Annotated in this window: 16 protein-coding genes and 1 pseudogene; 6 read left to right on the plus strand and 11 right to left on the minus strand. The window is 58.4% G+C overall.

The window, feature by feature from the left end; translation table 11 throughout:
* Nucleotides 1-60: 60 nt before the first annotated feature.
* Nucleotides 61-1,125, minus strand: coding sequence for a LacI family DNA-binding transcriptional regulator (locus BM373_RS08120; protein ID WP_090461091.1), 1,065 nt, complete (start codon nt 1,123-1,125; stop codon nt 61-63).
* Nucleotides 1,126-1,200: 75 nt separating this feature from the next.
* On the minus strand, nt 1,201-1,800 hold the full coding sequence (locus tag BM373_RS08125; RefSeq protein ID WP_090460910.1) for a membrane protein YczE: 600 nt from the start codon (nt 1,798-1,800) through the stop codon (nt 1,201-1,203).
* A gap of 86 nt (nt 1,801-1,886) precedes the next feature.
* Here BM373_RS08125 and BM373_RS08130 point away from each other — a divergent pair, with 86 nt between their 5' ends.
* On the plus strand, nt 1,887-3,314 hold the full coding sequence (locus BM373_RS08130) for a MocR-like transcription factor YczR (RefSeq protein WP_090460911.1): 1,428 nt from the start codon (nt 1,887-1,889) through the stop codon (nt 3,312-3,314).
* A gap of 38 nt (nt 3,315-3,352) precedes the next feature.
* Here the strand turns inward: BM373_RS08130 and BM373_RS08135 are convergent, their stop codons facing one another.
* The 8 genes and pseudogenes from BM373_RS08135 to BM373_RS08170 form a co-directional block, all read right to left on the minus strand.
* On the minus strand, nt 3,353-3,721 hold the full coding sequence (locus BM373_RS08135) for a type II toxin-antitoxin system PemK/MazF family toxin (protein ID WP_090460912.1): 369 nt from the start codon (nt 3,719-3,721) through the stop codon (nt 3,353-3,355).
* A complete protein-coding gene (locus BM373_RS08140; RefSeq protein ID WP_090460913.1) occupies nt 3,721-3,993 on the minus strand; it encodes an antitoxin in 273 nt (90 codons plus the stop codon). Before BM373_RS08140 ends, BM373_RS08135 begins: the two co-directional genes overlap by 1 nt.
* 200 nt (nt 3,994-4,193) lie before the next feature.
* The gene (locus BM373_RS08145; RefSeq protein ID WP_090460914.1) at nt 4,194-4,409 is read right to left on the minus strand and encodes a hypothetical protein; all 216 of its coding nucleotides are present in this window, start codon (nt 4,407-4,409) and stop codon (nt 4,194-4,196) included.
* Nucleotides 4,406-4,657 carry a hypothetical protein gene (locus BM373_RS08150; RefSeq protein WP_090460915.1) on the minus strand — a complete coding sequence of 84 codons (252 nt, stop codon included), beginning with the start codon at nt 4,655-4,657 and terminating at the stop codon, nt 4,406-4,408. Before BM373_RS08150 ends, BM373_RS08145 begins: the two co-directional genes overlap by 4 nt.
* A gap of 268 nt (nt 4,658-4,925) precedes the next feature.
* Entirely contained in the window at nt 4,926-5,747 is an 822-nt protein-coding gene (locus BM373_RS08155) for an alpha/beta fold hydrolase (RefSeq protein ID WP_090460916.1), read from the minus strand.
* Between the two features lie 33 nt (nt 5,748-5,780).
* Nucleotides 5,781-7,400 (minus strand): MFS transporter, encoded by a 1,620-nt coding sequence (locus BM373_RS08160; RefSeq protein WP_090460917.1) that lies wholly within the window; start codon nt 7,398-7,400, stop codon nt 5,781-5,783.
* Nucleotides 7,387-7,818 (minus strand): annotated as a pseudogene (locus BM373_RS08165) (DoxX family protein). Before BM373_RS08165 ends, BM373_RS08160 begins: the two are co-directional and overlap by 14 nt.
* A gap of 4 nt (nt 7,819-7,822) precedes the next feature.
* Complete coding sequence (locus BM373_RS08170; RefSeq protein WP_090460918.1) at nt 7,823-9,700, minus strand: amidohydrolase; 1,878 nt, start codon at nt 9,698-9,700, stop codon at nt 7,823-7,825.
* 232 nt (nt 9,701-9,932) lie between these two features.
* Here BM373_RS08170 and BM373_RS08175 point away from each other — a divergent pair, with 232 nt between their 5' ends.
* From BM373_RS08175 to BM373_RS08195, 5 genes are read left to right on the plus strand one after another with little or no spacing between them, the layout of a single operon-like run.
* Nucleotides 9,933-10,625, plus strand: coding sequence for a hydrolase (locus BM373_RS08175; protein ID WP_090461092.1), 693 nt, complete (start codon nt 9,933-9,935; stop codon nt 10,623-10,625).
* A gap of 58 nt (nt 10,626-10,683) precedes the next feature.
* A complete protein-coding gene (locus BM373_RS08180; protein WP_090460919.1) occupies nt 10,684-10,905 on the plus strand; it encodes a DUF1427 family protein in 222 nt (73 codons plus the stop codon).
* Between the two features lie 2 nt (nt 10,906-10,907).
* A complete protein-coding gene (locus BM373_RS08185) occupies nt 10,908-11,168 on the plus strand; it encodes a XapX domain-containing protein (RefSeq protein WP_090460920.1) in 261 nt (86 codons plus the stop codon).
* Between the two features lie 17 nt (nt 11,169-11,185).
* Nucleotides 11,186-11,572 carry a response regulator gene (locus BM373_RS08190; RefSeq protein WP_090460921.1) on the plus strand — a complete coding sequence of 129 codons (387 nt, stop codon included), beginning with the start codon at nt 11,186-11,188 and terminating at the stop codon, nt 11,570-11,572.
* Complete coding sequence (locus tag BM373_RS08195; RefSeq protein ID WP_090460922.1) at nt 11,569-17,136, plus strand: ATP-binding sensor histidine kinase; 5,568 nt, start codon at nt 11,569-11,571, stop codon at nt 17,134-17,136. Before BM373_RS08190 ends, BM373_RS08195 begins: the two co-directional genes overlap by 4 nt.
* On the opposite strand, the gene BM373_RS08200 is transcribed toward BM373_RS08195, so the two are convergent.
* A complete protein-coding gene (locus BM373_RS08200; RefSeq protein ID WP_090460923.1) occupies nt 17,126-17,743 on the minus strand; it encodes a response regulator transcription factor in 618 nt (205 codons plus the stop codon). The two genes, BM373_RS08195 and BM373_RS08200, sit on opposite strands and share 11 nt — an antisense overlap.
* Nucleotides 17,744-18,234 lie beyond the last annotated feature (491 nt).

The following is an 18,234-nucleotide window of genomic DNA, read 5'->3' on the forward strand; positions in this document are numbered from 1 at the left end:
TGTTTACAGAGAAGAGGTAAAGAGGGGGATCCACCAGAAGTGGATCCGATCACAAAAGCGTTACCGTGTTTCCTGCCGGGCCACCAGTTGGGCTAACTCCACCAGCCGCTGCGCCAGGTTTTCGCCGTCGTCGTTTGCCGGTGAGGTGGAGCCGCGAACCACCAGCGTGACCGGCAGTTGCATCTGCACGGGGTGCGCTGTTTCCTCAGGGTTCAGCAGCCAGTCCACGCTGCGCTGCCCGGCGTCTTTAAAGGCCTGACGAACCGTAGTCAGTGGCGGCGTATACCAGGCGCTGTCGGCGGTATCGTCATAACCGACCACCGACACCTGGCCGGGCGCGCGAATGCCCTTCTCCGCACAGGCTCGGATAGCCCCCAGCGCCATCTGATCGTTAGCCACCAGAATGGCGGAAGGCGTACTGGTCGCCAGTAGCAGATGCGTTTTTTCATAGCCGGACGCCGCGCTCCAGTCGCCAAAAGCGCTGGCACAGGGCGTTACGCCTGCCTGCGAAAGCGCTGCCTGCCAGCCGGAAAAACGCGCCCGCGCTGATACCGAACCGGGCGGCCCGCCGAGCAGCGCAATCGCGCTGTGCCCCTGCCCCAGCAGATGCGCCACGCCGAGACGCGCCCCTTCATCTGCGTCGAACACCAGGCTGTTCACCGCCGCCGTCGGGCTGACGTCCAGAAACAGCACCGGCGTAGTTCCGGCCTGAGCCGCCAGCGCCTGCGCGTCGTCATCTTCAAGGGGAACGTTAATCAGCACCCCTTCCACGCGCTGGGACAACAGCTCCTGAAGCGCCGCCGTGCAGGTGGCGAGATCGTGCTGTTCCACCATCGAAATCAGCGTCGTTCCCCCCGCCTGTCCGGTGCGGGTTTTCACGGCGGAGGCGATCTGCGACGGCGCATGCAGCGCCAGATCGGTGGTCATCAGCCCCAGCGTGCGGGTGCGTTTTCCGGCAAGTTGCTGCGCGCCGCGATTAGGAATGTAGTGCAGCTGCGCCATCGCCAGTTGCACCTTTTCACGGGTGCGGGCGGAGACATGCTCCGCCTGATTGATCACCCGCGATACGGTCTGGTAGGAGACACCCGCATGGCGGGCCACATCATAAAGGGTTATGGGTTTCATAGAGATCACAGCAGCCAACGGAATGGCGTCAGTGTAACGCAATGCGCGCCGGACTGCTGTGAGCGCTTCGCCGAATCAGGCGAGCGCGCTTACCGCCGCCGCTTTACGCGGGCGAAACCATGGCAGGCAGAGCTGGATCAGCGGGCCGATAGTCAGGGCATAAAGTACGGTGCCGACGCCAAAGGTGCCGCCCATCGCCCAGCCGAGCAGTAAAACAGTAACTTCGATGGCGGTACGCACGGTACGCACCGACCAGCCGGTGCGGGCGTTGATCCCGGTCATCAGACCGTCGCGCGGCCCCGCGCCAAAGCCCGCGCCGATGTACATCCCGGTCGCCAGCGCATTGACGATAATCGCCGCGCCCAGCAACACGCTACGCGCCGTCAGTGATTCCAGCGGCGGCAACACTGCAAGCGCCGCATCTGCCGCAAGGCCAATCACGATCACATTACTGATCGTCCCAAGCCCAGGCCGCTGGCGAAGGGGGATCCAGAGCAGCAGCACCAGCGCGCCGGTGATAATCATCACCAGGCCAATATTCAGCGACAGCAGTTTTCCCACCCCGAGGTGAAAGACGTTCCAGGGATCGGCCCCAAGATCGGCCCGCACAAACATCGCCGTCGACACGCCATAACAGGTCAGGCCGAGATAGAGCTGAATCAAACGTCGTACCATACACACCTCAGAACGAAAAATCAGACTGCCATCTTCGCGGCAATTGGCATTATGATTAATGACCAGTTTTTAAAAAGTGGACTGCTATGTCATCCCGTCGTTTTGGAAGCCAGTCACTGCTGCGCCTGCTCGGTCAGTGGCAACATACCTCGTCCCGCACCCCGCTGTGGCGGCAGCTTGCCCAGGCGCTGCGCCTGTTGATCCTCGACGGCCGGCTGGCACTGGATACCCGTCTGCCCGGCGAGCGGGAAATGGCCGCCGCGCTCGGCGTCAGCCGCACCACGGTTGCCAGCGCGCTGGCGCAGTTGCGTGACGAAGGTTATCTGCTTAGCCATCAGGGTAGCGGTTCGGTGGTCGTGTTGCCGGAAAGCAGCCGGAAAGTGCCGACGCGAATGCAGCAGCAGACAGCGGTGGATCTCTCCACCGCCGCCCTTGCCGCCGGGCCGGAAATCCATCAGGCCTATCAACATGCGCTGAACCTGATGCCGACGCATTTTGCCAACACCGGCTACGACCAGCAGGGTTTGCTGGCGTTGCGTGAAACCATCGCCCGGCGCTACAGCGCGCGCGGCCTGGACACCCGGCCCGATGAAGTGATGATTGTCAACGGCGCGGTGAGCGGCTTTGCGCTGATTTTGCGTTTACTCACCGGGCCGGGCGATCGCGTGGTGGTCGATCATCCCACCTACCCGCTGGCGATTGCCGCCATTGAGGGCGCATCCTGTCGACCGGTCGGCGTGACGCTGCCTGCAAGCGGCTGGGATCTGGACGGCCTCGCCGCGACCATTGCCCAGACGGCCCCGCGCCTGGCCTACCTGATGCCCGATTTTCACAATCCCACCGGGCGCTGTATGGATGCGGCCACGCGGGAGAAAGTGGCGGATCTGGCGGCACAGACGCGCACCACGCTGGTGGTGGACGAAACGATGGTGGATTTATGGTACGACGCGCCGCCGCCCGCGCCACTCGCCGCCTTTAACCCGCAGGCTCCGGTGATTACGCTTGGGTCGGCAGGTAAGAGTTTCTGGGGCGGGCTGCGTCTGGGCTGGATCCGCGCCTCGTCGCGCACCATTGCCACACTTGTGCAGATGCGCGACACGCTGGATTTAGGCTCGCCGCTGCTGGAGCAACTGGCGACGGGCTGGCTGATGGACAACGGCGAACAATTTTTACCGGCCCGGCGACAAATGCTGGCGGCGCGGCGTGATTTTTGCGCGGCGCTGATGCGCGAGCACTTCCCGCAGTGGCAGTTTGTTTCCCCGCAGGGCGGGCTCTCTTTCTGGATCGAATTACCGGAAGCGCTGGCGACGCTGTTTGCCACGCGTGCGGAAAGTGCGGGCATTAATCTGGGTACCGGGACACGGTTTGGTTTGCAGGGGGCGTTTGATCGCTATATGCGGATGCCGTTTACGCTGTCGGATGAAGCCATGCGCGCGGCATTTACCACGCTACAACCCGTCTGGGCGTCACTTATCCACCAGCCGGTTTCACTGAGGCAGAAAAAATATATTTAATGAAATCGCGACGAGCCGGGTGGCCCGTCGTCAGCGTTTTATTGTGGGTCAATGAGGTCGACTACCAGCCCCATAATTTCATCCATAACGGCTGCATCCACTTTGGCGGCGTAGGTTGCTCCGCGTGCGGATAAGTCCATGGAGCGCAACTGATAGCACATCACAACCCCCGTCACCTTGCCGGTATCGGTGCTGCTGCCATCAAGATAAACCGCCACATTTTCATTCCGTGATTTCATGCCCGCGCTGGTAATTGGCAAACAAACCGCAGTACCCAGTGCTTTGACCAGTTCTGAGTGAGAGATAACTAGGTAGTAATGCGCCCCTTTAAACTCTCTGCCGGAAACTGGATCGCCGTTGACGTGCCATATCTCGCCCTTTCCTGGCGTTCTTCTCCGTGGTGGCATCAGATAACCTCATCCCCTTTGGGGCCAGAGGCCAGATCGTCGGCAACAGACTCGTTCAGCCGCTTAATGTCATCGCGGTCAACGTTGGCAAGCAGTTGCGCCACGGTCTTGCGCCCGCGCGGGGTGCGTCTTTCGGCTTTCACCTGCGCGGTATCGCCGGACTTTTCAAAACTCAGCACGGTACCGATGCTCCAGCCCATAACCGCGGCGAAATCGCTCGGTACGGTAACCACCATCGCGCCACCTTGCTGTCTCAAACGTGCATTAGCCATAAATCCTCCCAATGGTTCTGTTCCATGGGTGATTATAGCAACACAGTCACACAAAGTAACACTGTTGTTGGTCAGCGTTATAATGGATGGGCCAGGTAATAAAGCCAACGCACAGGCAACTTGAATTATGACGGGAATATTTCGGATCACATTCTCACGTCATAATGTTATTTCGATGAACGCCCGGTTACCGAAAATGACTACTGCCGTGGGATAGGAAATCCCTTAAGAGAAATGACAAAGTTGTCTCCCTCTTTTTTGATTTTTGCACCGGCATCGCACCAGTCTGACGCAATGCGAAAAAACTCATCGGTGCCGAGATTCCAGTCCAGACGTACACTTTTCACATAGCCTGAGCGTAATAATTCGCAGGCTTCGCCGTAACTACCGGCGGTGGATTGTGTTTGTGATTTCATTTTTTCTTCTTCAGAAGTTTGCGTAGCGCTTTGATTTCTTTAGCGGTTAGAGGCGATGCGTTTTCTTCTTCGGTGTGCTGGCTGTCAATATCATCTTCAGACAGTTCGGCTTCGGAGGTGCTTTCCAGCGCCAGTAACAGCAGTTTCTCTGTCGCCGTGCTCAGGTTTTCATTATTCACTTCTGCATAATGACGGAGTTTTTCTTTCACTGCTTCGTCAATTTTAACATTTAATACTGCGCTAACCATGATTATCCCTTCTTGTGTGAATAAGATAAATAAGTAATACACGAAGTTATCATCTTGATCCAGAGATATATTTTAAACTTATGACAGGCTAAAAAAATCCCATTAGAAGAGTGCCATTGAATTATGACAGAATAATGACACTATTATTTCTTTTATATGACAAGGCGGGATTTAACGCTTTTTTATTAGGGATAAAAATAAAATAAGGGAATTGCGTTATTTCTTAACAGATAAAAAGACCGGCGCGATTACCGGTCTTTTTCAGGGATTAGCGTGCGTTTAAAAATGCCAGCAGGTCGGCGTTCAGCGCATCGCCGTGAGTGACGGCAAAACCGTGCGGTGCGTTGTCGTACACTTTCAGTTCAGCGCCTGCGATCATCTCTGCCGCCAGCTTGCCCGTGGATTCAAACGGCACCACCTGATCGTGGCTGCCGTGGATCACCAGCGTCGGCACGTCGATTTTCGCCATGTCCGGGCGGAAGTCGGTTTCAGAGAAGGCGGTCACGCAGTCCAGCGTCCCTTTCAGGGACGCCAGAAGTGCGATATTCAGCGTCTGGGTCAGCACGCCGTCAGAGACGGTCTGGCCTGCGTTGGTGCCGTAGAAAGGCGTGGCAAAATCGCTGATGAACTGCGCGCGATCCTTACGCAGACCCTGACGAATGCCTTCGAATACCGACATATCCACGCCCGCCGGGTAATCGGCAGTTTTGCCGAAAATCGGGGTCACCGCGCCGAGCAGCACCAGGCCGTCCACGCGCGCCGTGCCGTAGTTGTTGATGTAGCGCGTCACATCGCCGCCGCCCATCGAGAAGCCCACCAGCGTCACCTGCTGAAGATCCAGATGGGTCAGCAGATCGTTGATGTCAGAAGCAAACGTATCGTAGTTATAACCGTCCCACGGCTGATCGGAGCGACCAAAACCACGGCGGTCAAACGCAATCACGCGATAGCCTTTTTCAGCGAGGAAATTAAGCTGGCTGTCCCACATATCAGCGTCCAGCGGCCAGCCGTGGCTGAACAGGACCGGCTTACCGGTTCCCCAGTCTTTGTAATAAATCTGCGTACCATCCTGCGTCTTAAATGTGCTCATGCTTTACCTCTGTCAATGATGTGAACGGTTGTATTAAGGGGCGATCAGATAACGCGCTTCCGGGAGGGCCTCTCCCCGATGGAAACCCAGCACCCGGCTCTGAATTTTTTGGTCATTCATGGTGTAGCGCTCGCGCTGGCGTAAATGCTCAAGCCACGAACCCACCACGAAGGTTTCAACGAAAATGCCGGGCGTGAGAATGTCTTCATAAATCGCCCAGTTCATTGCCCCGCCGCGACGCCGGACGCGGCGCATATCCTGCATACAGACCACAAAATCGTGGGCGTCTTCAGGATCGATCAGGTAGTGGTAGCTCACCATCAGCGGGCCGCGATCGTGATGAAGTTGCAGCTCCGGTACCGTTTCGTTAATGGTGCTCAGATCGAGATTGAGATCCGGGTCCTTGTCGAGACGCCAGCGCAATACCGTGGCACTCGCCAGCACCATGCCGACGGTGGCGACCGTCAGGGAGAACGGAATGCTGAACTGCGAGGCAAGCTGGCCCCAGAGAGCGCTGCCTGCGGTCATCGAGCCGAAGAAAACGGTGAGATAAACTGCCAGCGCACGCGCCTTAACCCATTTGGCCGCGCTGCGCTGTGCGCCGAGATTGAGCGTTGACAGCACCGCGATCCACGCAAAACCGGTAAAGAACTCAAACGCATTGAGCAGCCAGAAGTGACGCACAAAGGCCAGCGCCAGCATGGTGATGGCGAACATCCCGCTTGCCAGCACCATCAGGCGATCCGGGTTGAAATGCCTGCGCAACCGGGGCAGCAGCAGCGCGCCACAAATCGCTCCGACGCCGATGCAGCCGAGCATAATGCCGTAGCCGCCAGGTCCGAGATTGAGTTCACGCCGCGCCACCAGCGGCAGTAATGCCCACCCGGCGCTGCCGAACACGAAGAACGCCACGGTGCGCACCAGCACATTACGCAGCACCGGTGCGGCGTGTACATAGCGCACGCCCGCGCGCACCGCCGGGAAGAAGTGTTCCGGCGGCAGGCGCTGCACGTTGGGCTGCGCTTTCCAGACGTACAGCACCCAGAACACGCCGAGCACCGACAGGGAGTTGAGGGCAAAAACCATCCAGGGTCCGGCAAACGACAGCACCAGCCCGCCCAAAGCCGGGCCGATGGCGCGGCTGATATTGATCCCCAGTGAATTAAGCGCAATCGCCGGACCCAGTTCTTCTTTACTGACCAGATCCGGCACGATGGCCTGGAACGGCGGCGAACTCATCGCCGCGCCGGTGCTGAGTAAAAACGCGGCGATCAGCAGCACCGTTGGCGTGACCAGATCCGCCCATGACATAAACGTCAGCCCGGCGGCGGCGATAAACACCCAGATCTGCGAGAACAGCAGATATTTGCGGCGATCGACGATATCCGCCATCACCCCCGACGGCAGGGCGAACAGGAACATCGGCAGGCTACTGGCAGCCTGCACCAGCGCCACGGAGAGCGGATCGGCACTCAGCGTCAGCATCGTCCAGTTCACCCCCACGTCATTCATCCAGGAGCCGACGTTGGAGACGACCGTGGCGATCCACAGCATGCAGAAGACACGCTGACGCAGCGGCTGCCACGGCGATACCGCCGCCACCGGCGGCAGATCGGCGGCGGGGATCGCATGAATATCGTTAACCTGCGCCACGGGACACCTCCCCTGCACCTGTCATCTTCGTGCCGACGCGCCAGCGGCCTGGCCCGGTCAGCGCCAGGGTGGTGAAAATAATCAGCAGCAGCCAGCCAAACTGCCCTTCGGCAATCGACCAGTCGGGATGCACAAACAGCATCGCCACCAGCAGCACGCCGATAACCGGCAGGCACGCGAGACGGGTAAAGAGACCCGCGATGATAAACAACGGGCAGATCACTTCGGCAAAAATCGCGGGCAGCAGACTCATCCACGGGCCGAGGCCGAACGGATCTTAGATGCGGGTCAGTTCCTCGCTGAAGTGAAAAATTTTCGGTAAGCCATGGACGTGCAGCAACAGCAGGCTGCCCGTCAGACGCAGGAATAACAGCCCCAGATCGATCCGGGGCGGGTTAGCGTTGAGAGAATTTTTCATAGGATCAGAACGCAAAGCAGCTACAGCCGAGCGCGCCCCAGAAGGCGTTTTCTTCGGCAACCGGGATGTTTGAGCCACGGGCAATATCATGGGAGTGGCTGTGCACACCGCACGGGCCGCTGCAATGGTGCGCCTGGTTCATCATCCCCACGCGGGTTTGTGCATCCGGCGGCGCGCTGCGGTAGTGACCCGGCACCTTCACCACCGGCGACCACTCCGGCAACACCGGGATCGACGGCGGCGCTTCCGCCCCAAACGAGCCTGCCGCATAGACAATCTTGCCGTCCACCAGGGTAAGCACCGACTCGATGCCTTTGATCTCCTCTTCCGGCACGCTGAAGTAGTTTTTGCTCAGCACCACCATGTCGGCCAGTTGACCGGTTTTGATCTGCCCTTTTTTGCCCTGCTCGCTGGAGAACCAGGCACTGCCCTGGGTCCACAGCATCAGCGCGGTTTCACGATCGAGACGCGCGTTGACGTCATACATCTGCATACCGCCCACGGTGCGGCCCGATACCAGCCAGTAAAGCGCGGTCCACGGGTTGTAGCTGGCGACGCGGGTGGCGTCGGTGCCAAGGCCAACCGGGACGCCGGTTTCCAGCATCCGCGCGACCGGCGGCGTGTGACGGGTGGCTTCGATGCCATAACGCTCGGCAAAGTACTCGCCCTGGAACGCCATGCGGTGCTGCACGGCAATGCCGCCGCCCAGTTCTTTAATGCGATCGATATTGCGCTGCGTGACGGTTTCCGCGTGGTCAAAGAACCAGTGCAGGCCGTTGAACGGAATGTCGCGGTTGACCTTTTCGAAGACATCCAGCATCCGGCTGATGGATTCGTCATAGGTGGCGTGCAGGCGGAACGGCCAGCGGTGCTCGACCAGATGGCGCACCACGCGCTCCAGTTCATCTTCCATGCCGGGCGCTAAGTCCGGGCGCGGTTCGAGGAAGTCTTCAAAGTCGGCAGCGGAGAAGACCAGCATCTCCCCGGCTCCGTTGTGGCGGAAGTAGTCGCTGCCCTGTCCTGGCGTCAGCATGTCGGTCCACTTTTCGAAGTCTTCCAGTTCATGCCCCGGACGCTGGGTAAACAGGTTGTAGGCGATGCGGATGGTCATCTGCTTTTTCTCGTGCAGTTCAGCGATGACTTCGTAATCTTCCGGGTAGTTCTGGAAACCGCCGCCCGCGTCAATGGCGCTGGTCAGGCCGAGGCGGTTGAGTTCGCGCATAAACTGGCGCGTGGAGTTCACCTGCTGTTCCAGCGGCAGTTTTGGGCCTTTTGCCAGCGTCGCGTAGAGGATCATCGCATTCGGGCGGGCGATCAGCATCCCGGTCGGGTTGCCATTGCTGTCGCGCTGGATCTCACCGCCCGGCGGGTTCGGCGTGTCTTTGGTATAACCCACCACTTTCAGCGCGGCGCGGTTAAGCAGGGCGCGATCGTAGAGGTGCAGCACGAATACCGGGGTATCGGGTGCCGCGTCGTTGATCTCATCCAGCGTCGGCATCCGGCGTTCCGCGAACTGGAACTCACTCCAGCCGCCCACCACGCGCACCCACTGGGGCGACGGGGTACGCAGCGCCTGCTCTTTTAACATCCGCAGCGCATCGGCCACCGACGGCACCCCTTCCCAGCGCAGTTCGAGGTTGTAATTGAGGCCGCCACGGATCAGGTGCAGGTGCGAATCGTTAAGGCCTGGGATCGCGGTATGGCCTTTCAGGTCGATCACTTTGGTGGCGTCGCAGTGATGCTGCATCACCTCGTTAAGGCTGCCGACTTCAAGAAATTTACCGTCACGGATCGCGATCGCTTCTGCGACCGGATTTTCACGATCGACGGTGTGAAATTTACCATTCGTCAGAATGATATCGGCTTTACCGAGGGTAACCATAGAACCTCCGAGAGAGATGAATATTGCCCGGATTATGTTCAGCAGCTCCGCGAAAGATCTAGTTATACAAAGGGATAGTTATACCAACGTATAGTTATACACAGAGATAATTGGCGGGGGGGTGAAAGGTTCCTACACTGCGCCAGGACAGTGACATGCCAGGCAAGACGGCGGCCGTCACTGGTGCGTTATTCCACGGAACTTTTCACTTTTTACCTTAATGGGAAACATGATGACCACGAGCAAACTTGAAGTCCTGACTCCGCAAAACTGCCAGATGATCTTTATCGACCACCAGCCGCAGATGGCGTTTGGCGTGCAGTCAATCGACCGCCAGGTGCTGAAAAACAACACCGTTGCGCTGGCGAAAGCAGCGAAGGTCTTTAATATTCCGACCATTATCACCACCGTAGAAACGGAAAGTTTTTCAGGTAATACCTACCCGGAACTGCTGGACGTGTTCCCGGGTCAGGACATTCTGGAGCGTAGCTCCATGAACTCCTGGGACGACCAGAAAGTGCGTGACGCGCTGGCAGCCAACGGCAAGAAAAAAGTGGTGGTCGCGGGCCTGTGGACCGAAGTGTGTAACAACAGCTTCGCCCTGTGCGCGATGCTGGAAGGCGACTACGAAATTTACATGGTGGCGGATGCGTCAGGCGGCACCACTAAAGAAGCGCATGACTTTGCCATGCAGCGCATGATCCAGGCGGGCGTGATCCCGGTGACCTGGCAGCAGGTGATGCTGGAGTGGCAGCGTGACTGGGCGCGTAAAGAAACTTACACCCAGGTCATGGATATTGTGCGTGAGCATTCCGGCGCGTACGGCATGGGCGTGGATTACGCTTACACCATGGTGCACAAAGCCCCGTCCCGCCAGAAGAGCGAGCACAACACGCTGGCCCCGGTTCCGGCTCCGGTTCGCTAATCCTTCTCGCAGGTCGTTACCTTGCGTGGCGGCCTGCGCTTTCGTAACAGGAGGGCCTTTGAGTCCTTTACTCCTTTCGCTAGGCGCGGGTGTGCTCATCGGGCTGATTTATGCCCTGTTCAACGTCCGTTCGCCTGCGCCGCCCGCCGTGGCGCTGATTGGCTTACTGGGTATGATCCTCGGCAGCCAGCTGGCCTCCCGGTTTATCACGCCGGAACCCACCGCGCAGATCTCCTTTCATCAACCCATTGTCTCTGCAATAGCGAAAAAGGCGGAATGACGATGCTAAAAACCTATGCTGTTTCTCTTGCCATGGGCATTCTTGCCGGGGTGATTTATGTCGTTATCGATGTTAACTCCCCGGCACCGCCGGTGATCGCGCTGCTCGGTTTGTTTGGTATGCTGATTGGCGAGCAGATCATCCCGCTGTGTAAACGGTTAATTCGCCGCCAGCCGGTGACCCTGGCCTGGTTTCGTCACGAGTGTGTCCCTAAGATAAGCGGAACACCTCCCCCTCCCGGTGAGAAAAACGCCCAGGGATAACCGTTAAGGAAATCAGCATGAAGCTGTCGAAGCGTATTGTGGTCGTTGATGACGAGCGTTCTGTCCGAACCGCTCTGGGCAATTTACTGGAGTCTGATGGCTACACCACGCAGGTATTCGAGTCGGCTGAAGCACTCCTTACTGATGAGGCAGCGCTGAAGGATGCGGCGCTGTTTATCATTGATGTCGAGCTGAAAGGCATGTCCGGCTTTGAGCTCTTTAAAGAGCTGAAGCGTCGCGTTGAAAAACCGCCGGGCATTATCATCTCCGGCAACGGAGACGAAAACATGCTCTGGTATGCCATCTCCCTCGGTGCGATTACCTTTTTGCCTAAGCCTCTCGACATTGATACGCTTTTTGAACACATTCATCGGACGTTTTCTCGCTATGAGGGAAGTCAATGAACAGCACGCTGCTTCACCCGGCTACTGAACAGGACAGCTATACGCTGTCGGAAGAAATCGTCTTTAGTCCGCTGGCGCAGGAAGGCAATATTGAGTGGCTGTTAGGCCGCGACAGCGCAACGGGCGAAACCTTTTCTCTGGCCATGGCCGCCAGTGAGGAAGCAGAATTATCGGTCACGCAGCGGCTGAAAAATGAGTTTGCCCTGCGCGATCGTCTGGTGGAAAGCTGGGCGCTAAAACCGCTGCGGCATACCGGGTATCAGGGACGCTACGCGCTGATTTATCCTGCGCTGACCCGGCGAACCCTCTCAGACACACTCTATATACCCGTCGGCACGCTGACCGATTTCCTGACGCACGCGATTGCCCTTGCCACGCCGCTCAGCCTGATGCATCAAAGCGGGCTGATTCATGGCGATATCAAGCCCGCCCACTTTGTCAGCCTCACTGAGGGGCACTATCTGCTCACCGGGTTTGGCCTGACCACCATCGCCTCAGATCTGCCGCACCCGCCAGAGTTGACCGTCGCAGGCGGAACGCTGGCCTATATGTCGCCTGAACACACAACGCGCACGCCGCACCCGGTGAGCAGCCTGAGCGATCTCTACAGCTTTGGGATTGTGCTGTATGAACTGCTTACCGGCCGCCTGCCCTACGGCAGTCCTGACGGCGGGCAGGCGGAGTGGGTGCATCATCACATCGCTTCCGAACCGCTGCCGCCGCATCTGTTACGCAAAGAGGTGCCGGTTGTACTCTCCGCGCTCGTGATGCGCCTGCTGGCAAAATGCCCGGAGAATCGCTATCAGACGGCGGAAGGTTTGCTGGCCGATCTGCGCCGCTGCCAGTCCAACCTGATGCCGGACGGGGTGCTGGAATCCTTTACTCTTGGGCGACAGGATACGCCGCGCGCCGGGCTGGCGTCGGATGCGCTCTACTCCGATCACCCGCAGGCGGCGGATATTCTGGCGGCCTATGACCAGGTGCAAAGCAGCGGTAAACACGCGCTGGTGACGATTACCGGTGCGCCGGGCAGCGGGAAATCCTCGCTGGTGGCGTCGTCAGTGAAGGTCCTGCAACCGAAACAGTCGCTGTTAAGCGTGGTGAAAGCCGATCGGCACTCGCCGGTGTTGCCCTATGCGATTTTCACCGCCGCGTTTCGCACCATTGCCCTGCATCTGCTCGGTCTGCCGACCGCTGAAATGGCGCGCTGGCGTCTGCACATTGAGCGGTTGCTCGGTGATTACGTCGGGCTGGCGGTGAGCGTGGTGCCGGAACTGGGCGTCCTGCTCGATCAGAAAGCCCACCTGCCCGCCGGGGTGCACTCCCTCGATGCGCGGGACAAATTCAATTCCATGGCCTACAGCCTGGTCAAAGCCTTTGCCGCCCCCGGCAGGCCGCTGGTCATTATGATCGACGACGTGCACTGGGCGGATCAGGCCACGCTGCAACTGTTGCAGAATCTGTTGCGCCTGAGCGATGACATTCCGCTGCTGCTGATCCTCGCGCACTGTGATTCGGTGTCGATGCCCTGCCCGACCGTGGCGGAGAATGTGGCGAAGATCCGCGCGTCGGCCACGCGGATGGTAGACATTACGCCGGAGCCGCTGTCGGTGAAGCACATCGCGCACTGGCTGGCGGGCCTGATGCACAGCAAAAAAACCGACACCATGGAACTGGCGATGCTGCTGCATGAGAAAACCGGCGGCAATCCCCTTCTGACCCATGAGCTGTTCAGGCAGGCGGTGCGGGACGGGCTCATCTCCAGCCCGAAGCCGCAGAAATGGACCTATGACCGCCATGCGATCCTGCAATGCCACTATTCCGACAACGTGGCCTCGGTGGTCATTCAGCACCTGGAAACCCTGCCGCCCCTCGCCCGTCAGCGTCTGGGGCAGATTGCCTGCCTTGGCGGGAGCGGAAATATGCCGCTGGCGGCGCACATTCTTGCCGCGTCAGTCAGTGAACTGATGGGGGATTTAGCGCCCGCCGCCAGCGCCCGGCTGATTTCGCTTTCCGCTGAAAAATTTGCGTTTATGCACACCAGCGTGCTGGACGCGGCGCTGGCGAGCGTCCCGGCAGATGAAAAAGATCGAATCCACCATATCGCGGCCCGCACCCAGGCAGAAATGGCCGGGGACGCCATCGCCGATGAGCCGCTGTTCCGCGCGGTGCATCATCTGGCGGCGATAAAAAATAGCGCGCTGTTAAGCCAGGAGGCGGACGCGTTTGCGGCGCTGATCCTGAAGGCGGTGAAACGGGCGAAAATCACCGGCGATTATGTCTCTTCCCTGCGTTTTATTCACACCGCGCATGTGTTGCATGCCCTTGTCAGCCCGGAGATCAACGCGCAATTTTTGCTTGAGGAAGCCGAGTGCGAGTTTTTAAGCGGCAACCTGACCGCCGCACGCGAGCGCTGTTCGGCGCTGCTCAGCGCGCCGGGCGAACTGGAAGATAAAGCGGTGGCCGCCTGCCTGATGGCGGAAATCCACATGCGCCAGTCGGATAGTCAACTGGCGCTGGAAACGGCAATCGCCTGGCTGGCGGTTTTCGGCATCGATTTAAACCGTCATCCTGACAAGGCCGAGTGCGACGCCGCCCGCGTGTTGCTGAAAGAGGATGTTGGCACTAACCCGTACACCCGCTTCCGGGCGCTGGCGAAAGTCACCTGCCGGGAAACCGAAGCGGTGATGAACCTGATGGCCAGTGCCAGCACCTACGCGGCGTTTATCAGCCCGCGTCTGCAATTTATGATCCTGTGCAAGCTGCTGCACCTCACGCTGGCAAAAGGGATCACCGGGGCATCGACTTTTGCGCTGGCGTGGTATGGCGTGCTGTGCGGCGATCACTACGACGAGTACAGTCGAGGATTTGCCAGCACGCTGCTGGCCCGCCAGCTGGTGTACAAACACGATTTCGCCAGTTTTAAAGCCCGCACGCTGCTGCCGCTCGATCAGGTCAGTATCTGGACGATGCCGGTGACCTATGCCATTGAGCGGGCCAAAGCCACCTTTGATGTCGCCGTTGAAATCGGCGATCGCACCACGGCCTGCCTCGCACTGCGCCATATCATCATGAACTACCTGACGCGGGGCGATCACCTCGACGGCGTGCAGACCTCCATCGACCGGGGGTTAAGCTATGTGCGTAAAGCCCGCTACCGCGACGTGGAAGTGATCCTGCAAATGCAGCGCGATTACGTGCTATTCCTGAGAAAACCGGGGGACGAGGCGTTTTCGGGCGAGCATTTTATCCCGCCCACGCTGCACATGGAGGAGCATGGCAGAGCGGTTGAGCCTGTTTTCCTGATGCAGTTCTGGTCCCGGCTGTATAAGGGCAAAGCGCACTTTTTTGCCGGAGAATATCACCAGGCCCGCCGCTGTTTTCTGGAGGCCGCGCCGCTGACTGACTTTATTCCCGGTCATATTCATATGCTGGATTTTCATTTGTACAGCGCGCTGGCCCTGGCGGTACCGCTGGAGCCGCAGGAGGTCACCCCGGACGATCGGCAACAACTCACGCGGCATTTCGACAAAATCACCACCTGGTGTGCGGAAAATACCAAAACCTTTTCCGATAAAGCGGCGCTGCTTCAGGCCGAAATGCTGCGGCTGGCGGGCGACAGCACCGGGGCGGCGGAAAAATATGAATCCGCAATGACGCTGGCCCGTGAAGGGCAATTTCACCCGATTCACGCGCTGGCCTGCGAGCTTGCTGCGCGCCTCGCGGCGGCGAACGGGATGCGCTTTGCGTCCGAGGCCTACATCAAAGGGGCGATGAACGCCTGGGAATTGTGGGGTGCCGGGGCGAAAGTGCGCCAGTTAGAACACCGCTACCCGCATCTGGTGAGCCAGGGCAGCCAGACGGCGCTGGATACCGTCTCTTTTGCGCAGAATGCGGCTGTCGGGGATTTGCAGGGGCTGGTCACCGCCATCCGCGCCCTGACGGAAGAGATCAATCTTAATCGCCTGATCAACACCCTGATGATCATGCTGGTCGAGCGGGCCGGGGCGCAGCAATGCCTGCTCATTCGCCTGGTTAACGGCACGATCCCGGAAATCGAAGCGCGGGCGATCACCACCGCCGATGGCATTAAAGTCAATATCGTCAAAGAGACGCCGCTGGCGACGGATCTGCCGCTCTCGGTGCTGTCGGCGGTGATCCGCACCGGGCAGGAGATCCGCACCGGCAAGCCGGACACCTTCAGCCCGTTCAGTCAGGATCACTATCTGGTCGCTTCCGGCGCGGCGGTGATGTGCGTGCCGATGTTTAAACAGGCGCAGATGGTCGGGGTGCTGTATCTGGAAAACCGCCTGCTGCCCGATATCTTCACCACCGAGCATTCGCGGATCGTCTCAATGCTGGCGGCGCAGGCGGCGGTGTCGCTGGAAACGGCGAGGCTGTATGCCGAACTGCTGGACGAAAACATCCAGCGGCGCAAAATTGAAAAACAGCTTCGCGCCAGCCAGAAATCGCTGATGCTCGGTGAAAAAATCAGTCACACCGGAACCTGGCACTGGCATCTCGAGCAGGACATCATGCTGCTGTCGGAAGAGTACCGGCGGATCGTCGGCCTGCCGGAGCGCCAGGACAGCCTGTCGATGGCCGATTTTCTGACCCGCGTTCATCAGGACGACCGCCCCACGATCAGCGAACTGGTCACCACCAGCGTGCGTAACGGTCAGCCGATGCAGGCGGAATTTCGTATCATCCGCACCGACGGCGCGTGTCTCTGTATTAAAGGCATCGGCGAACCAGTGGAGAGCTGGCCTGAGGTGAAAGAGTATTTCGGCACCATTACCGATATTACTCTTCAGCGTAATTCTGAGGATGCGGTGCGCATCGCGCAGGCCGATCTGGCGCGGGTGGCGCGCGCCACCACCGTCGGTCAGCTTACCGCCTCTATTGCCCATGAGATCAACCAGCCGCTGATGTCGATTGTGGCGAATGCGGGTGCCGCGCTGCGCTGGCTGCGGCGCGATCCCCAGCATCTGGACCACGCCCTCAACAGCGTTCAGGAAGTGATCAACGAAGGCAAACGCGCGGGCGAGATCATCCGTGGATTGCAGGCGCTGACGCGTAATCACGAAGCTGAATTTGTCTATACGCGGCTGCACACGCTGGCGCGGGATATCCGCTCGCTGTCGCGGCTGGAGCTTGAACGGCGCTTCATCTCCCTTGAGTTAGCGCTACAGGCGGAGAACGACCATATTTTCTGCGAGAGCGTGCAGATCCAGCAGGTGTTGCTCAATCTGGTGATTAACGCCATGGATGCGATGTCGGAGAATGGCGGCACGCGGCGGCTGCGCCTCGCCTCCTTCAATCCTCAACCGGACCTGATCCAGTTTGAGGTGTCGGATAACGGAACCGGGCTGAGTGATGAGGTGATCGAGAAGATTTTTGATTCCTTCTTTACCACCAAAGCCGAAGGAATGGGGATGGGGCTGACCATCAGCGCTGAGATCATCAAGCGCCATGGCGGTAAGCTCAGCGCAACCAATAACGATGGCGGCGGGAGCGTATTCTGGTTCACCCTGCCGGTGGTGCAGGAGGCGGCTAACTCCTGACTTTGCTGAGATTAAGCTTTTCGGTGGCTTTGACCAGATCGGAGAGCGTGCGGACTTTCATTTTTTCCATCACCCGCCGCCGGTGCACTTTGGCGGTGATTTCACTGATGCCCATTTCAGCGGCAATCTGCTTGTTCAAAAGCCCGGTGACCACCAGTTGCATCACCTCCGTCTCGCGCAGCGTCAGTGTCCGGGTGCGCTCAATAAGTTCCCGCTTTTCTTCCGAGGCTGACATTTCGGCTTCGGAAACCGCCATCGCCTCGGCTACTGCCAGCAGCAGCGGATCGGGCAGCACGGGCTTGGTGAGAAATTCACAGGCCCCGGCTTTCATCGCCTGTACCGTCACCGGAATGGTGCCGTAGCCAGTGAGAAAAATCGACGGAATGGAGTAGCCCTGCTCGCGCAACGCCCGCGTCACATCAAGCCCGTTCACATCCGGCATGTTTAAATCCACGATCAAACAGCAGGGCGAGGGATAGTGCGGGTGAGACAAAAAAACCTGGGGCGAAGTGAAGGATGAAACAGCGTAACCTTCTGCGAGAAGAAGATTGCTTAACGCAGCGATGACAGACGGGTCATCATCAACCACATAAACAGTACGTTCCATAGCATAGCTCTTTCATTTATTTGCTCTGGCGAGCGGGACTGGCAAAATATTAATATACCTGTTCAAAAAATTCTTTCTATAAAAAGTGACGAGGCGGGTGAAATTAATCACCCCGACTGCATTGCTACGCTAAAAATCGTTTTAAATGAGTACATTACGCACAATTAATATACACAACCGTTAATAATCAGGATGGGTGAGGAAGCGATGACCGATAAGGAAATCATATCACCCGGGTCCAGCATGGATACCCATGGATTATTTATGGACAAATGAAGTGCCGGATAAACCCCTTCTGAAAAACAGGGGCATTAAGAATTATCTCAGCATGAAAAATATGCGAGACGCGGTGGGAAATAACACAGCGAACCCGCAGCGATCGAAGCAAATGTATATTCGCCTGGGTTTTGGATAGCCCGAAAATGATAAAGGCCCCAACTGGAATAGTCAGGGCCTTTAGGTTACTACTACACTTAGGTTTAACATTAAAT

Source organism: Enterobacter sp. kpr-6 (assembly GCF_900116015.1).
In the GTDB taxonomy this organism is placed as follows: domain Bacteria; phylum Pseudomonadota; class Gammaproteobacteria; order Enterobacterales; family Enterobacteriaceae; genus Enterobacter_D.

What these genes read in the sequence shown, in the direction of transcription:
- BM373_RS08120 (WP_090461091.1), bottom strand. Translation starts at nt 1,125, where the DNA reads ATGAAACCCATAACCCTTTATGATGTGGCCCGCCATGCGGGTGTCTCC.
- BM373_RS08125 (WP_090460910.1), bottom strand. Translation starts at nt 1,800, where the DNA reads ATGGTACGACGTTTGATTCAGCTCTATCTCGGCCTGACCTGTTATGGC.
- BM373_RS08130 (WP_090460911.1), top strand. Translation starts at nt 1,887, where the DNA reads ATGTCATCCCGTCGTTTTGGAAGCCAGTCACTGCTGCGCCTGCTCGGT.
- BM373_RS08135 (WP_090460912.1), bottom strand. Translation starts at nt 3,721, where the DNA reads ATGCCACCACGGAGAAGAACGCCAGGAAAGGGCGAGATATGGCACGTC.
- BM373_RS08140 (WP_090460913.1), bottom strand. Translation starts at nt 3,993, where the DNA reads ATGGCTAATGCACGTTTGAGACAGCAAGGTGGCGCGATGGTGGTTACC.
- BM373_RS08145 (WP_090460914.1), bottom strand. Translation starts at nt 4,409, where the DNA reads ATGAAATCACAAACACAATCCACCGCCGGTAGTTACGGCGAAGCCTGC.
- BM373_RS08150 (WP_090460915.1), bottom strand. Translation starts at nt 4,657, where the DNA reads ATGGTTAGCGCAGTATTAAATGTTAAAATTGACGAAGCAGTGAAAGAA.
- BM373_RS08155 (WP_090460916.1), bottom strand. Translation starts at nt 5,747, where the DNA reads ATGAGCACATTTAAGACGCAGGATGGTACGCAGATTTATTACAAAGAC.
- BM373_RS08170 (WP_090460918.1), bottom strand. Translation starts at nt 9,700, where the DNA reads ATGGTTACCCTCGGTAAAGCCGATATCATTCTGACGAATGGTAAATTT.
- BM373_RS08175 (WP_090461092.1), top strand. Translation starts at nt 9,933, where the DNA reads ATGACCACGAGCAAACTTGAAGTCCTGACTCCGCAAAACTGCCAGATG.
- BM373_RS08185 (WP_090460920.1), top strand. Translation starts at nt 10,908, where the DNA reads ATGCTAAAAACCTATGCTGTTTCTCTTGCCATGGGCATTCTTGCCGGG.
- BM373_RS08190 (WP_090460921.1), top strand. Translation starts at nt 11,186, where the DNA reads ATGAAGCTGTCGAAGCGTATTGTGGTCGTTGATGACGAGCGTTCTGTC.
- BM373_RS08195 (WP_090460922.1), top strand. Translation starts at nt 11,569, where the DNA reads ATGAACAGCACGCTGCTTCACCCGGCTACTGAACAGGACAGCTATACG.
- BM373_RS08200 (WP_090460923.1), bottom strand. Translation starts at nt 17,743, where the DNA reads ATGGAACGTACTGTTTATGTGGTTGATGATGACCCGTCTGTCATCGCT.